The organism is uncultured Pluralibacter sp. (assembly GCF_913775985.1).
Lineage (GTDB): Bacteria > Pseudomonadota > Gammaproteobacteria > Enterobacterales > Enterobacteriaceae > Pluralibacter.
This window is the reverse complement of record NZ_CAJYMB010000032.1, coordinates 39,458-54,910: the sequence shown is the minus strand read 5'-3', so window position 1 is coordinate 54,910 and position 15,453 is coordinate 39,458. Positions and strand designations below refer to the sequence as shown.

14 protein-coding genes are annotated in these 15,453 nt (G+C 56.9%); 6 read left to right on the top strand and 8 right to left on the bottom strand.

Annotation, left to right across the window (positions count from 1 at the left end):
- The first annotated feature begins 80 nt into the window (after positions 1-80).
- The gene (ibpB, locus tag QZ766_RS04500; protein WP_297197841.1) at positions 81-509 is read left to right on the top strand and encodes a small heat shock chaperone IbpB; all 429 of its coding nucleotides are present in this window, start codon (positions 81-83) and stop codon (positions 507-509) included.
- Between the two features lie 51 nt (positions 510-560).
- Here ibpB and QZ766_RS04495 read toward each other — a convergent pair whose 3' ends face one another.
- A complete protein-coding gene (locus tag QZ766_RS04495) occupies positions 561-1,433 on the bottom strand; it encodes a response regulator transcription factor (RefSeq protein ID WP_297197838.1) in 873 nt (290 codons plus the stop codon).
- A gap of 84 nt (positions 1,434-1,517) precedes the next feature.
- On the opposite strand from QZ766_RS04495, the gene QZ766_RS04490 reads away from it, so the two are divergent.
- From QZ766_RS04490 to QZ766_RS04470, 5 genes are all read left to right on the top strand, one after another.
- Positions 1,518-3,101, top strand: a complete 1,584-nt coding sequence (locus QZ766_RS04490; protein WP_297197835.1) for a solute:sodium symporter family transporter — start codon at positions 1,518-1,520, stop codon at positions 3,099-3,101.
- Between the two features lie 3 nt (positions 3,102-3,104).
- Entirely contained in the window at positions 3,105-4,598 is a 1,494-nt protein-coding gene (locus tag QZ766_RS04485) for a sulfatase-like hydrolase/transferase (protein ID WP_297197830.1), read from the top strand.
- A 53-nt stretch (positions 4,599-4,651) separates the two neighbouring features.
- Positions 4,652-4,999 (top strand): YidH family protein, encoded by a 348-nt coding sequence (locus QZ766_RS04480; protein WP_297197827.1) that lies wholly within the window; start codon positions 4,652-4,654, stop codon positions 4,997-4,999.
- The gene (locus QZ766_RS04475) at positions 4,989-5,372 is read left to right on the top strand and encodes a DUF202 domain-containing protein (RefSeq protein ID WP_297197824.1); all 384 of its coding nucleotides are present in this window, start codon (positions 4,989-4,991) and stop codon (positions 5,370-5,372) included. Before QZ766_RS04480 ends, QZ766_RS04475 begins: the two co-directional genes overlap by 11 nt.
- A gap of 245 nt (positions 5,373-5,617) precedes the next feature.
- Positions 5,618-6,712 carry an anaerobic sulfatase maturase gene (locus QZ766_RS04470; protein ID WP_366509362.1) on the top strand — a complete coding sequence of 365 codons (1,095 nt, stop codon included), beginning with the start codon at positions 5,618-5,620 and terminating at the stop codon, positions 6,710-6,712.
- Between the two features lie 8 nt (positions 6,713-6,720).
- Here the strand turns inward: QZ766_RS04470 and emrD are convergent, their stop codons facing one another.
- From emrD to QZ766_RS04435, 7 genes are all read right to left on the bottom strand, one after another.
- Positions 6,721-7,905 (bottom strand): multidrug efflux MFS transporter EmrD, encoded by a 1,185-nt coding sequence (gene emrD / locus QZ766_RS04465; RefSeq protein ID WP_297197818.1) that lies wholly within the window; start codon positions 7,903-7,905, stop codon positions 6,721-6,723.
- A gap of 176 nt (positions 7,906-8,081) precedes the next feature.
- Entirely contained in the window at positions 8,082-8,915 is an 834-nt protein-coding gene (locus QZ766_RS04460) for a DMT family transporter (protein WP_297197815.1), read from the bottom strand.
- A gap of 62 nt (positions 8,916-8,977) precedes the next feature.
- Positions 8,978-9,421 (bottom strand): GNAT family N-acetyltransferase, encoded by a 444-nt coding sequence (locus QZ766_RS04455; RefSeq protein ID WP_297197812.1) that lies wholly within the window; start codon positions 9,419-9,421, stop codon positions 8,978-8,980.
- A 32-nt stretch (positions 9,422-9,453) separates the two neighbouring features.
- Positions 9,454-10,851 (bottom strand): 6-phospho-beta-glucosidase, encoded by a 1,398-nt coding sequence (gene ascB / locus QZ766_RS04450; protein WP_297197809.1) that lies wholly within the window; start codon positions 10,849-10,851, stop codon positions 9,454-9,456.
- A 20-nt stretch (positions 10,852-10,871) separates the two neighbouring features.
- A complete protein-coding gene (bglF, locus tag QZ766_RS04445) occupies positions 10,872-12,704 on the bottom strand; it encodes a PTS beta-glucoside transporter subunit IIABC (RefSeq protein ID WP_297197806.1) in 1,833 nt (610 codons plus the stop codon).
- Positions 12,705-13,314: 610 nt separating this feature from the next.
- Entirely contained in the window at positions 13,315-13,992 is a 678-nt protein-coding gene (gene rpe, locus QZ766_RS04440) for a ribulose-phosphate 3-epimerase (protein ID WP_297197803.1), read from the bottom strand.
- Complete coding sequence (locus QZ766_RS04435; RefSeq protein ID WP_297197800.1) at positions 13,989-15,410, bottom strand: PTS transporter subunit IIC; 1,422 nt, start codon at positions 15,408-15,410, stop codon at positions 13,989-13,991. The genes rpe and QZ766_RS04435 overlap by 4 nt, the downstream gene beginning before the upstream one ends.
- Positions 15,411-15,453: the final 43 nt, after the last annotated feature.

Sequence of the window (15,453 nt, the reverse complement as noted above, 5' to 3'; positions counted from 1 at the left end):
AAATAACCCATGCTTGCCGTCAGGGAGCATATGCGAATTATTTCGCAGACTTCAACTCGCTTCTCAGAAGGAGAAAACACATGCGTAACTTCGATTTATCCCCCATGTTCCGTCAGTGGATTGGCTTCGATAAACTGGCTAATGCCATGCTCAATACCGCTGAAACCCAGGGCTTCCCGCCGTACAACATCGAAAAAAGCGACGATAACCACTACCGCATCACCCTTGCGCTGGCGGGATTTCGTCAGGAAGATCTGGATATTCAGCTCGAAGGTACCCGACTGGGCATTAAAGGCACGCCGCAAAAGCCGGAAAACGAGCCGAAATGGCTGCATCAGGGTCTGGTGACTCAGCCGTTCAGCCTGAGCTTCACGCTGGCCGAACATATGGAAGTTTCCGGCGCGACCTTCACCAACGGCCTGCTGCACATTGACTTAACCCGCAACGAGCCGGAAGCCGTCGCCCCGCAGCGTATCGCCATTAGCGAACGCCCGGCGCTGCATAGCTAATTACCGCCGCCGTAAACTGAGCCCCGCACTGGCGGGGCTTTTTAGTGTCCGCTATTCGCCTTTGCTGCCGGGTTTGAGCAGCACCGAGGGCGCCATCCCGAACCGCCGTTTGAAGGCCTTGCTGAAGTGAAAAGCATCGAAAAAGTTGAGCATGTCCGCCACCCGGCCCACGGTTTGGCCCTCCTGCCTGAGCAGAGAGTGGGCCAGATCCAGCCTTGCGTCCAGGTAATACTCTTTCGGCGTTTTGCCGGTATAGCGCAGAAACAGGCGACGCAGATACTGTTCGCTACACTGCATCTTCTGCGCCATCTCCTGCACCCGCCAGTTGCGCTGTAAATCGCTGTGCAGTACCGACAGCAGATTTTCTATCTGAACAACCCCAGGCTCTTTTTTTTCATTTTCTGAGATGAGGCAGATCCACTGATAAATAATTTTCGTCAGAAACGCCACCGCCAGGTTATTGCGCATTGAGTCTTTTGCCGTAATCATCTCGGCAACTTCTTCCAGCTCGCGATTATAGTGCTCACCATTGTAGATAACCCCCGTCTGCAATAGCGGAATTTGCATGACGCTGGTGGGAATAAACTCCATCCAGTACTGCTCCCACACCAGTCCCGCGCAGTGGTAGGCCTGAATATCGGTAGGTTTTAAAAAGATAATACAGTTGCCGTTAAGGATAATTTCCCGGCCGTCGCGCAGCAGCAGCTTGCCGCATCCCTGCAGCGTATAGACCGCCACCCACGAGTTCGGAATAAGCGGCTTGCGCTTGTCCCGCGGCCAGATTACCCGATAGCTTTCATCGGCCAGCGTGTGCCACAGCGAGAGCAGTGAGATTCCGCTGGAGATCACATTTTCGTCAAGAACCAGCGGAATATTGTATGTGGTTTCGTTTTTTACATGCGAAATATGGCTTTTTCCATTCATTTAATTTCGCGCTCGCTCAATTATCAGCCGAATACAAAACGGGATAGTAACTCCCGCATAATAAAACGTTGAAGGGCTGCAACGATGAACATCCTACAAATTGTGAGCTTTATAGCATTTACCCTACTGGTCGCCGTCATAACCTGGTGGAAATTACGCAAAACAGATAACTCCTCTCAGCAGGGCTATTTCCTGGCCGGACGTTCGCTAAAAGCACCGGTGATTGCCGCGTCGCTGATGTTGACCAACCTGTCTACTGAGCAGCTGGTGGGGCTAACCGGACAAGCCTACCGCAGCGGCATGTCGGTGATGGCCTGGGAAGTTATCTCGGCCATTCCGCTTATTTTTCTGGCGCTGGTTTTTTTACCGCGCTATCTGCAGCGCGATATCGCCACCATTCCGGACTTTATTGAAGAGCGCTACGATAAAACCACCCGCATCATTATCGACTGCTGCTTTTTGATTGCGACCGGCATCTGCTTTCTGCCGATTATCCTTTATTCGGGATCGCTGGCTTTTAACAGCATGTTCCACATCACTGAAGCCTTTGGCATTTCGCAAAATGCGGCTATCTGGGCGATGGCTACGGTGCTGGGGATTTGCGGGATCCTGTATGCGGTGATCGGCGGGATGCGCGCCATTGCTATCGCTGACGTTATTAACGGTATTGGACTGGTGATCGGCGGCCTGATGGTGCCTTTTTTCGGGCTGATGGCGATGGGCGACGGCAGCGTTAGCGCCGGTATTGAGAAGCTCACGACTGAGCATAGCCAGATGATGAACTCCATCGGCGGCAGCAGCGATCCGGTGCCGATCGGCGCGGCGTTGACCGGCCTGATTCTGGTCAATACGTTTTACTGGTGCACTAACCAGGGCATCGTGCAGCGCACGCTGGCATCAAGAAGTCTGGCGGAAGGACAGAAGGGGGCGCTGTTGACGGCGGTGTTAAAGATGCTCGATCCGCTGATTCTGGTGCTGCCTGGTGTTATTGCCTTTCACCTGTTTGCGGATCTGCCGGCAGCAGACATGGCCTATCCGGCGCTGGTGAATAAAGTAATGCCTCTTCCGCTGGTTGGTTTCTTCAGCGCGGTGCTTTTTGGCGCAATTATTAGTGCTTTCTGCGGCTTCCTCAACAGCGCCTCGACCCTGTTCAGCATGGGCATTTACCGCCGCATCATCAATCAGCAGGCGACGCCGGATAGGCTGGTGGTGGTCGGCAGGCGCTTTGGCTTCGTCGTGGCGATTGTCTCCGTGCTGGTGGCACCGTGGATAGCTAACGCGCCGGAAGGGCTTTATTCATGGATGAAGCAGCTTAACGGTATTTATAACGTGCCGCTGGTGACCATTGTCATTATGGGCTTCTTTTTCCCACGTATTCCTGCTGCGGCGGCCAAAGCGGCGATGCTGTTCGGTATCCTCAGCTACATCACTCTTAACTATCTGGTACATGTAGAGATGCATTTCCTCTACGTGCTGGCCTGCACTTTCCTCATTAACGTGGCCCTGATGCTCATTATTGGCGTCTACTCGGCGCTGGCTCGCTTCGGTGGCTACAACAGCACCTGGCTCACGGTTATCAGCTATTTGATTGTCGCCGCCGTCGTGATTTACCTGATTTACAGCAGCCGGCAGGCGCGCCGCTCCGCGCTGGCCCGTTCAGAAGGATAAAAGATGCAACGCCCAAACTTTCTCTTCATCATGACCGATACCCAGGCCACCAATATGGTGGGCTGCTACAGCGGCAAGCCGCTGAATACCAACCATATTGACCAGCTTGCAGAAGAGGGGATCCGCTTCAACTCCGCCTACACCTGCTCGCCGGTGTGTACCCCCGCGCGCGCCGGGCTGTTTACCGGCATCTATGCTAACCAGTCCGGTCCCTGGACCAACAACGTAGCGCCGGGCAAAAACATCTCTACTATGGGACGCTACTTTCAGGACGCGGGCTACCACACCTGCTACATCGGCAAGTGGCACCTCGACGGCCATGACTATTTTGGCACTGGCATTTGCCCGCCGGAGTGGGATGCTGACTACTGGTACGACGGCGCTAACTATCTGGCGGAGTTGACCGACGAGGAAATTGGCCTCTGGCGCAACGGGCTTAACAGCGTCGAAGATCTGCAAAAGCACAATATTGACGAGACCTTCACCTGGGCGCACCGCATCAGCAACCGGGCGGTGGATTTCCTCAGCCAGCCCGCGCGGGAGGATGAGCCATTTTTAATGGTGGTGTCCTACGACGAGCCGCACCATCCCTTTACCTGTCCTGTCGAATATCTTGAGAAATATCAGGATTTCTACTATCCGCTGGGTGAAAAAGGGCGCGATAGCCTTGAGGGTAAACCAGAGCACCATCGTCTGTGGGCCGGGGCGATGCCGTCGCCGGTGGGCGAAGATAACCGCTATCATCATCCGCTGTACTTTGCTTGCAATGATTTCGTGGACGACCAGATTGGTCGGGTGATAGAGGCACTGACCCCGGAACAGCGCGAGAATACCTGGGTTATCTATACTTCCGATCACGGTGAAATGATGGGGGCGCATAAACTCATCAGCAAAGGCGCAGCCATGTACGATGACATCACCCGCATTCCGCTGATTATGCGTCCGCCGAAGGGCCAGCCGGCGCAGGTGGACACGCCCGTAAGCCATATCGATCTGCTGCCGACCATGATGGCGCTGGCGGGCATCGATAAGCCGCCCATCCTGCCCGGCGAGAATATCCTGGGTGCGCGATCCGATCGCGGCGTGATGGTCGAGTTCAACCGCTATGAGATTGAGCACGATAGCTTCGGCGGCTTTATTCCAGTGCGCTGCTGGGTGACCGACCGCTGGAAGCTGGTGCTTAACTTGTTCACCAGCGACGAGCTGTACGACAGGCATCGCGATCCCGATGAGATGCACAATCTGATTGAAAACAGCGACTACGCGCAGATCCGTAACGATCTCCACGATAGCCTGCTGGATTATATGGATAAAATACGCGATCCGTTCCGCAGCTATCAGTGGAGCCTGCGCCCCTGGCGTACCGACGTCGCGCCGCGCTGGATGGGCGCGTTTCGCCCGCGGCCCGAAGACGGCTATTCGCCAGTGGTGCGGGATTACGATACCGGCCTGCCGACGCAGGGTGTTAAGGTCGAAGAGAAAAAGCAGAAGTTTTGATCCGCGTTGCCTCCCGTGAACCTGCAGGAGGCAACCCATCACAAGGAGCCGCAATGAAGATTTCCCGCCTCGGCGAAGCGCCAGACTACCGCTTCTCTCTGGCCAATGAGCGCACCTTTCTGGCGTGGATCCGCACCGCGCTGGGATTTCTCGCCGCCGGAGTGGGGCTTGACCAGCTGGCGCCGGAGTTTGCCACGCCGCTGATCCGCGAGGTGCTGGCGCTGGTGCTGTGTCTGTTTGGCGGCGGGCTGGCGGTATACGGCTATCTGCGCTGGCTGAACAACGAGAAGGCGATGCGCCTGAAGCAGGACCTGCCCTATACCCGCGGGCTGCTGCTGATAAGCCTCATTCTGGTGGCGGTCGTCGCCGCAGTGGCGGGACTGGTGCTGTATGGCGGATAGCCGCAGGGCGCGACGCATCAGCGATCCCGGCCTGCAGCCGGAGCGCACCGCACTGGCCTGGTTCCGCACGCTGCTCGGCTACGGCGCGCTGATGACGCTGGCGCTCAAGCACAGCTGGCACCGGGCCGGCGTGCCGTTCTGGCTTTCGGTGGCGGTGCTGATGGTGGTGGCGTTTATCCTCTGGCGCTACACCCTCAAGCGCAACCTGATGGACGTGACCCGCTGTCATTTTGACCAACCGGGCGCCGTACGGGATAAATTTTTGATCGCACTCGCAGTACTGGCGCTCGCATTGCTGTTTTCTATACCCGTCATACTTCGAGCTGCATGTGTGTTGGCTGCATTTGCTCACCCCGGTCACTTACTTCAGTAAGCTCCCGGGGATTCGCTCACTTGCCGCCTGCATGCAACTCGAATTATTTAGGGTATACCCGTCATACTTCGAGCTGCATGTATGTTGACTACGTGACTCGGTTCATCCCGGTCACTTATTCCCGTAAGCTGCCGAGGACTTGCTCATTTGCCGCCTGCATCCAGCTCGAATTATTTAGGATGTATGACCCAATTAAAACAGCCGCTTATCTTTTTTAATGGAGTGTTATGACAGGATGTCACGTCATGGCCAAACCGGCCAGTTCACGCTGTAATCTCAGCTGCCGCTACTGCTTCTACCTTGAAAAACAGCGCCAGCCGGTGATGGATGACGCCACGCTTGAACAGTTTATCCGCCAGCACATTGAGGCGCAGCCGGGGGAAGAGGTGCAGTTTGCCTGGCAGGGCGGCGAGCCCACGCTCTGCGGGCTGGATTTCTTTCGCCGGGCGGCGGCGCTGCAGCGCCGGTATGCGGACGGCAAGCGGATCCACAATGCTTTTCAGACCAACGGCGTGCTGCTCAATGAAGCCTGGTGCCAGTTCTTCCACGATAACGGCTGGCTGGTGGGGATCTCGCTGGACGGCCCGGCGGATCTGCATGACGCCTGCCGGGTCAGCCGCAGCGGCAACGCCACGCACCATAAAGTGCTGCGGGCGATAGGCATGCTCAGGGCCTGCCGCGTGGAGTTTAACCTGCTGGTGGTGGTCAACAGCCACAACGGCGAATCTCCACGGCGCATGTACCGCTATTTACGCGAGCTTGGCACCGCCCACATTCAGTTTATTCCGCTGATGGAGCTGGACGACCAGCGCAGGCCGGACGATCTGTCGGTTTCTGCAGCGACCTGGGGCCGCTTTCTGCGTGAGGTTTTCGATCTCTGGGTGCGTGAGGATATCGGGCGCATCTTTATCCAGCTTTTCGATTCTACGCTCGGCGTCTGGAGCGGCTACGCGCCGCAGATGTGCTCTTTGAGTAAAACCTGCGGCCACGCCTTTGCGCTGGAGGCCAACGGCGATCTTTACCAGTGCGATCACTATGTTTATCCGCAGCACCTGCTGGGGAATATTCACTGCGAGACGCTGGGCGAGATGAACCTTAGCGCCCGGGCAGTGACGTTTGGGGAGTATAAATCTACCTCGCTGGCCCCGGCGTGCCGCCGCTGCGAGATGCTGCGCCTGTGCCACGGCGACTGCCCGAAGCACCGCGACGAAAGCGGCAAAAGCGCGCTGTGCGCGGGCTATCTCGACTTCTTCACCCACAGCGCGCCTTATATGAAAGCGATGCGCGATCTTATCAGGCTGCGCCGCTCGCCGGCGGAGCTGATGGCGATGCTGCGCTAGCGCGGCAGCTAAACCGCCTGTTGCTGGTGGTGGAAGCGCGAAGCCAGCGGCAGCCAGCACACCAGGATCAGCAGACCCATCAGGGTCATCAGCAGGCCGAGGCTGCCCTGACCGTTTTGCGGCAGCAGCGCGGAGAGCCACGCCAGCGCCCCGGAACCGATGTTTTGCAGGCCGCCCACCAGCGCCCCGGCGGTACCGGCGAGGAAGGGGAACGGCTCCATTGCGCCGCTGGTAGCCAGCGGAAACAGCATCCCGGCCCCGAAGAAGAACAGCGCGGCGGGGATCAGCAGCGTCCAGACGTTCATCACCCCGAGCAGGCCGGGGATCCACATCATCAGGCCCGCCAGCAGGCAGCTCAGCACCGATTGCCACATCAGCGTCGAAAAGCGCTTGTTTGGCCGTCCGGCGAACCAGGAGCCGAAAAAGGCGGCCGGGATCGGCAGAATAAACAGAATGCTTACCGCCATGCTGCTGAGCCCCAGTCCGGCGCCCAGCAGCACCCCGGAGCTGGCTTCAAACGCCGCCACGCCCGCCAGGCCGCCCACCAGCATCAGCAGATAGCAGCTGAAGGCGCTGTTGCGAAACAGCGTCTTGTAGCTGGTCAGCAGCCGGGTTCTCGGTGCCTCCTGCGGGCGGGTTTCCGGCATCCAGCGCGCCATGCTGTAAATCACCACCGCGCACAGTACCAGCAGAAAACCGTAGCAGGCCCGCCAGCCCCACAGCGTGTCGAGCATCCCGCCGATCAGCGGTGCCAGCAGCGGGCTCACCAGAATGCCCATGTTCAGCATGCTGTTGGCGTGGCGCAGCTGCGTACCTTCGTACAGATCGCGGGGCAGGGTGCGGGCCATGACGCCGCCGACGCCGGTGCCCATACCCTGCACGGCGCTGGCGACGATCAGCGTCGTCAGGCTGTGGGTAGAAATGGCGACCAGCGTTGCCAGCAGGAAAATCGACATCCCGACCAAAATTACCGGCCTGCGTCCGACCCTGTCCGACAGCGGGCCGTAAAAAAGCTGGGAGATACCGTAAGTCAGCAAATAGGCGGCCATCACGCTCTGCACTGCCCCTTCGCGTACGCTCAGCGACTGTGCCATGTTGGCGATAGCCGGAATATAGATGGTCTGCGCCATCTGCCCGACGGCAACCAGCAGAATAAGCATCAGCAGCATGCTGATATTTTTATGCCTTTTCATGTCGATGAATACTTTGTTATTTGAGAGAAATGTAGATTATGACTCTAGCCATCTGGCTATTATGCGGAGGAATCTACCACAGTGGCGCGGCAGAACAACGGGCGCTGGCGGAATACTGCCCGCCCGGCAGGCAGTTTTTATCCACGAATGACGGCAACAAATGTTGCCAGCCTGTATCAGGCGACGCGCAGCAGAATCGCTCCGCAGGCAATGCCGCAGGCGGCGATAATGCGCGGCAGGGAAAGCCGCTCTTTGAGGATCAGTACGGCGATAACTGCGCCGAACAGAATAGATGTTTCCCTCAGGGCGGCCACGACCGCCAGCGGCGCCTGGGTCATCGCCCACAGCGCCAGACCGTACGAGCCAAGGGTGCCGACGCCGCCGAGCAGGCCCTTGCGCCAGTGGCGCAGCATATAGCGCGGCACCTCACGGCGCCGGGCGTACAGCCCGCAGGCCACCATACAGGTGCCGTTCAGCATAAACGTCCACAGCGTGTAGCCGAGGGCGGAGCCGGAGAGACGCACGCCGGTGCCGTCCACCAGCGTGTAGCTGGCAATAAAGCAGGCGTTAATCAGCGCGAGCGCCACGCCCTTGCGGGAGCCGCCGCGGCTTTGCATCGCCATCAGCAGGATAGAGAGGCAGATAACGCCGATCCCGGCCCACGCCAGCAGCGAGAGATGCTCGCCGGGCAAAAACAGGCTGACGGCCGCTACCAGCAGCGGGGCGGTACCGCGCATCAGCGGATAGGTCTGGCTCATGTCGGCAATCTGGTAGGTCTTTGCCACCAGCAGGGTGTACACCACTTGCAGTACGCAGGAGATAATAAGCCAGGGCACGCTGGCGAGAGCAGGCTGGGGAGAAAACGGCAGCGTCGCCGCGGCGATCAGCGCCGACGTGCCGGTAACGCTGACCGCGGCCAGCAGCTTGTCGCTGCCCGCTTTCACAATGGCATTCCAGGTGGCGTGCAGCAGGGCGGCAAACAGCAGTATAAAGAAGACGTTGAGCGTCATGGTGCAATTCTGTGATGAATTTCACACGAATGTAACATTGCGTATGTTGGGCTGCCAGCGGATTATGCGCGGCAGAAAATACGGTGAGTGATGCGCGGCTCGTCGACCACTGCCGTAAACCCCATACGCAGATAAAAGCCGCTGGCGGAGGCCGGCGCGTGGGTGTTGAGGTAATCAAATGCGCCGGCAGCGCCGGACATTACCGCCAGCAGAAGGTGCCTGCCTGCGCCGGTGCCTCGATGTTGTTTACTGAGGTAAAGATGGCGAATGCGCCCGGCCCGGGCGCATTCGCTGAACGGATCGCGGTTCAGGCCGCAGACACCCGCCAGCCGGTCATCAATATACAGACCCAGCAGCTTTTCCCCCGGCGCCTCAAAGCGGTTCTCCCCGGTGCGCCAGCCCGCGTCGAGCCGGCGCAGCATATTGAAATTCTCAGTAAGGCTTTCCGCTTTTAGCTCATCAAAGCCTGCTGCGTCAGGGGTTATCGCCACAATGACGTATTGCATCTTATCTCCAGGCTATTTGCCGGCGCATTCGGCTACGCTTTTAGCGTCGCGCCCCTGCTGGCAATCACCTCTTTATACCAGTCAAAGCTCGCTTTGCGGCTGCGGTTCAGCGTGCCGCTGCCGTCCTGCTGAATATCGACGTAGATAAATCCGTAGCGCTTGTTCACTTCGGCCTTCGAGGCGCTTACCAGATCGATAGGCCCCCAGGAGGTATAGCCCAGCACCTCCACGCCGTCTTCTATCGCCTCGCGCACCTGCACCAGGTGATCGTTGAGATAGCTGATGCGGTAGTCGTCATTGATCCTGCCGCTGGCGTCCGGCTTGTCGTTCGCGCCGAGCCCGTTTTCCACGATAAACAGCGGCTTCTGATAGCGATCCCAGAGCATATTCAGCAGCGTGCGCAGGCCCAGCGGATCGATTTGCCATCCCCATTCGGAGCTGGCCAGATGCGGGTTGGGCACCATGTCGAGAATGTTGCCGCGCAGCTTCTCGCCCAGCTGCGGATCGGCGGTAACGCAGCCGCTCATGTAATAGCTAAAGGAGATGAAATCGACGGTGTGGCGCAGGGCCTCGCAGTCGCTCTCTTCGATGTGCAGCGTAATGCCATTTTCGAGGAAGAAGCGCTGCATGTAGCCGGGATAGGCGCCGCGGCACTGTACGTCGCCGAAGAACAGCCAGCTGCGGTTCTCCTGCAGGGCGGTGAACACGTCCTCCGGGCGGCAGGAGAGCGGATACATCAGCCCGCCCAGCAGCATATTGCCCATTTTAGCGTCCGGGATTATCTCGCGGCAGGCTTTCACCGCCAGCCCGCTGGCCACCAGCTGGTGGTGGATGGCCTGATAGACATCGGCTTTTGTGACGTCGCCCGCAAGGCCCACGCCGGTCAGGGGCGCGTGCAGGGACATGTTGATCTCGTTAAAGGTCAGCCACAGCTTGACCTTGTGCTGATAGCGGGTGAAAACGGCGCGGGCGTAGCGCTCGAAGAAGGCGATAAGCTTGCGGCTGCCCCAGCCGCCGTAATTTTCAACCAGGCCCCAGGGCATCTCATAGTGGGAGAGCGTGACCATTGGCTGGATGTTGTGGCGCGCCATCTCGTCAAACAGCGCGTCGTACCAGGCAAGTCCTGCCTCGTTCGGTTCGGCTTCGTCGCCCTGCGGAAAAATGCGCGTCCAGGCAATAGAAACGCGCAGGCAGGTGAAGCCCATTTCGGCAAACAGGGCGATATCTTCGGGATAACGGTGGTAAAAATCGATAGCGGTGTCTTTAATGCTGAAGTCGCCGGGCTGGCGGGCGACCACCTCACCGAAAATCCCCTGCGGCAGCATGTCCGAGGTGGATATGCCTTTCCCGCCCTCGCGCCATGCGCCCTCTACCTGATTGGCCGCGACCGCGCCGCCCCACAAAAAACTGTCCGGAAAGGTGTTGCTCATTGTCTGATGCTCCTTAAGCGTTATTTAACCTGCAAAAATGGCTCGCCGGCGCGGATCTGCGGCGCGCGGTTGACGTGCTCAAGCCCGGCGTATTCGTCGCTGTTGCTGATAAGCACTGGCGTAGTGAGATCGTATCCGGCGCGGGTAATTGCCTGACTGTCAAAGGCAATCAGCGGATCGCCCGGCTTCACCACATCGCCCTCCTGTACAAAGGCGGTAAAGTGCTCGCCGTTGAGCTTTACCGTGTCGATGCCAACGTGGATTAATACTTCAATGCCGCTGCTGCTGAGCAGCCCCACGGCGTGCCGGGTGGAAAACAGCGAGGAAACCTGGCCGTGAAACGGCGCGACCACGCACCCTTCGGCGGGCACAATCGCCGCGCCGCCGCCGATCAGGCCGCTGGCGAAGGTGGGATCCGGCACCTCTTCCAGCGCAATCACCTTTCCGCTCAGCGGCGCCAGAATATCGCGCTCCGACACTTGCGAAGCCGGTGCCGCCGCGCGCGGCAGGCCGGCGGCGAGCGTCAGCAGAACGGCGGTCAGGAAGGCGGCGGCGGAAGCGATAACCGCGCCCCAAACTGCGGCGTTAATACCGTCCGGCGGAATAGACTGGGCGAGGGTGAAAATGCTGGCAAGGCCCATCGAGTAAACCTGGGTCTGGCTGAGGGCGACAATAACGCCGCCCAGGCAGCCGCCGAGGCAGCCAAAAATAAACGGCCGGCGGTTGGGCAGATTCACGCCGTAAACCGCGGGCTCGGTGATGCCGAAGACGCCGGCGACGGCGGCGGATCCCGCCAGGGTTTTCAGCCTGGCGTCCCGGGTTCTCAGCAGCACGCCCAGCGCCGCGCCGACCTGGCCAAATACCGAGGGCACGATAATCGCCAGCATCGGATCGTGGCCCAGCACCGCCAGGTTGTTCATCATCAGCGGCACCAGCCCCCAGTGCAGGCCGAAAATCACGCACACCTGCCACAGCGCGCCGAGCAGGCCGCCCGCCAGCCACGGCGCGAGCTGATAAATCCACTGAAAGCCCGCCGCCAGCAGCTCGCCTGACCCGGTAGCCAGCGGGCCGATCGCCAGAAAGGTCAGCGGCACGGTGATGGCTATGCAGACAAGCGGCGTCAGAAAGTTTTTAACGGCTGAGGGCATAACCCTGTTGCACAGCCGCTCCAGCCAGCAGCTGAAGGCGGCGGCGCAGATAATGGGGATCACCGACGAGGTGTAGTTAATAAATACCACCGGGATGGCGAAAAATGTCTCCGTCGAGCCGCTGGTGAAAGCCTCGATCATCAGGGGATGCACCAGCGCGCCGCCGATAACCAGGGTCACGAACGGGTTGCCGCCGAATTTTTTGCCGGCGGTGTAGCCGAGGATCATCGGCAAAAAATAGAACAGCGCGTCGCCGGCGGCGTAGAGGATGCGGTAGGTGCCCTGGGCCGGATTCATCAGGCCGCACGCCAGCCCGATAGCCAGCAGGCCTTTCAGGATCCCGCAGGCGGCCATTACGCCGATAAAAGGCGTGAAAATGCCGGAAACAACGTCGATAAAGCGCGCCAGCAGCCCTGCGCTGCTGCCCTTTTTTTCTTCTGCGGGCGGTACGTCATCGCTAAGGCCGGCGGCCTGCTGCACTGCGAGCCAGACGTCGTGAACGTGGTTGCCGACAACCACCTGAAACTGGCCGCCGCTTTCAACCACCATAATGATCTCCGGGTTGGCCTTCAGCGCCTCAGCGTCAGCTTTTGTATCGTCTATAAGCCTGAAGCGCAGGCGCGTGGCGCAGTGTACCAGGCTTTGAATGTTTTCCCTGCCGCCGACGCGGCGCACAATTTCCTGCGCCAGTTCCTCATATTTCATGCTCTTTCCCGTACTTATCCTGTGAAATGGCTGCTCGTTCGCCGGAGCTTTCCTTAACAACGCGCAAAAAAAAACCTAAGACACCTGCGCGCAGCCGGGCTGCAGCAGGTGTCTTAGGTTTTGCCTGGGTTCAGTAACAATCCCGGTAGACGTCCTAAAACTAATGGCTGTGCAGCGCCAAGTCCAGAGGGGAACCTTGCTTTATGTGATGGCGGTCAAAAGGCGCGGATCTCGCCTGCAAAAACGGAGTGGCGGTTAGCAGAAGTTATTATTGGAGGGCTGTCTTAGGGATCAGTTTGGATATCGAAAATTATTGTACGTTAAGACGGTTTTTTGTACCTCTAAGATGTAGTCGAGCTTGCCAATTTTGAGCGAGGTGCGGATGGGTCAGCAAGGTGACTGATAGGAAATTGCTATCTGTCTGTCCGGGAAGCATCGTAGATGGGCGTTTTTGTTTAATTCCATATGCGAACATCAATTCATTATTATGGGGAATGGGAGAAATAAGGCAGGACGCTGTTCAAAAGAAAGAACGGAATAATTGCGATTTTTTTGAAAAGACCCCAAAAGAGGGGCCTTTATTATGGTCACATTGGAGATCTTAATATATTCATGATTCCATTGAGACAGTGTCAGTGATTGCCCGGGTTTCCGCCAGATTTTCAGTGAGCGTTCCGCGGTTATGGAACAGTGCACTGGTACCCAATACGAACATTCCTGCACCCTCCGCGACACATGGTGGAATGGTGTGGTGACCTATATTCCCGTCAACTTCGATGACGGCATCACTGCCGTGCTCTTTAAGCCAGGTATGTGCAAAACGAACCTTTTCGTGCATCGTCTCAATGAATTTCTGCCCCGCAAAACCTGGATTTACGGTCATAATGAGGAGCACATCAATCAGATCAACTACGTATCCTAAAGATTCCACGTTTGTGGACGGATTCAGTGCGACCCCGGCTTTTACACCACAACTGCGAATGGTGCTCAGCACACCGTGCAGATGGGTGACTGCTTCGGCATGAACAGTGATAATATCCGCACCAGCTTTGACCAGCGGCTCAATGTAGCGCTCCGGTTTATCCACCATCAGATGCACATCAATAGGACGCGTCGTCAGTGGTTTTATTGAACGGATAAAATCAATGCTCAGCGCAAAATTATCGACAAACTGGCCATCCATGATATCGATGTGATAGAAATCGATACCTCCTTTCTCCAGCTCCAGAATTTGCCCACCAAGTTGAAGGAAATCGGCACACATCAGGGATGCCCCTAAAAGTCTCATTTAACCACCTCAAAATTTACAGAAGGATCACATACAAAACGGACCGTATTAATTTGCTGCATCCGGCGGAAATACCAAATAAACATACTCAGATAGACTACGACCGCGATAACAGACATCACCACCATCTGCATATCGAGAGACACGCTGGCTTTGGCGATTAACATGGAAAGCATTTTTTCAAGTGGATCAGAGTCCACGGAGGAGAATAGCTGGTCATGCGAGAGTCCTTTTGGGAAGCTATTCATAGCGATAGACGTCCTGGTTACAAACTCGGCAATCAGCGTGGCGGCCCATAAAAATAGTGGGATCAGCACCGTCCCAATCAGGGTCATACGGATTACCTTACCCTGAGTAATAATCAGCAAGGCTGGGGCCAGTACGGTCAGTAAAATCCCCCCCAGTGGCAATACTTTGTTTCCGGGTAGAATAATGGCCGCCACCAGTAACACTGGCGCCAGGATATTCGCCACGGCCCACAGCTCTGCGCGGGACGCCAGAATTGGCCAATCAATTGCTACATAAATCTGGCGACCTTTGAAACGCTTCTCCATCATATTGGCAATACCATCAGACAACGGTTTGATAGCCGGACCAAACCAGTTACCGACTGCACTGAACAGCTCCAGGGAGACTCCGGCAGTAAAGGCCAACGCAAACAACTCGCTCATCGGCAGCTTGCCAAGAATACCGACAAAGAATCCAAGGTAGACGCCGATAGCAAATTTCGAACCCCAGAAGCCAATTTTTTCGTTCAGCTTTTCTGCATCAAAATCGTACTTGTCGATAAATGGAATGAAGCGTGAAATAAGTTCATTCACCATCAGAACCGGAGGACAGATGAGTAAAGAAGGGTGCGCGGTAGTGGTAATACTACTCTGTTCATACTTCAGTAATTTTTTTATCTGTGGTTGCATTACATCTGAATTAACCAGCATCAGAATATAAATCACACCTACCACAAACGTCGTCAGAACTAGGTTGTTTTCTGAATAATACAGTGTCAATAGTCCAATCACTGAGATGTTCCAGATGTTAAACAAATCGACGTTCAGAGTTTTAACACGCTTCAGAGAAAGCAACAGGACATTAATAATAATGCAGACCGTCGCGAAATAAAGTGTATACATTGAACCCCAGGTGATTACTGCCAGCGGGGCCCACCCCAGGTCCGTAATTGAGAGAGAAACCCCGGTTGATTCAACGAATTTATTCAGCGCCGGTGCAAATGCCCCGGTTAATAATGAAATAACAGCCCCCATTCCGGTCAGGGCAACCGCCATCAGAATCCCTCCTTCGAGGGCTTTTGATATTTTTACACGAAACAACAATGAAAGTAGCGTAATGATGAAAAACATCATTGCCGGTGCACCCAACGATATAAACGATGAGAAATATGAATTTAATTGCGAAAGCATGTAGCCCACCCTTCCTGAATAACAGGAATAGTTAATACAGAGT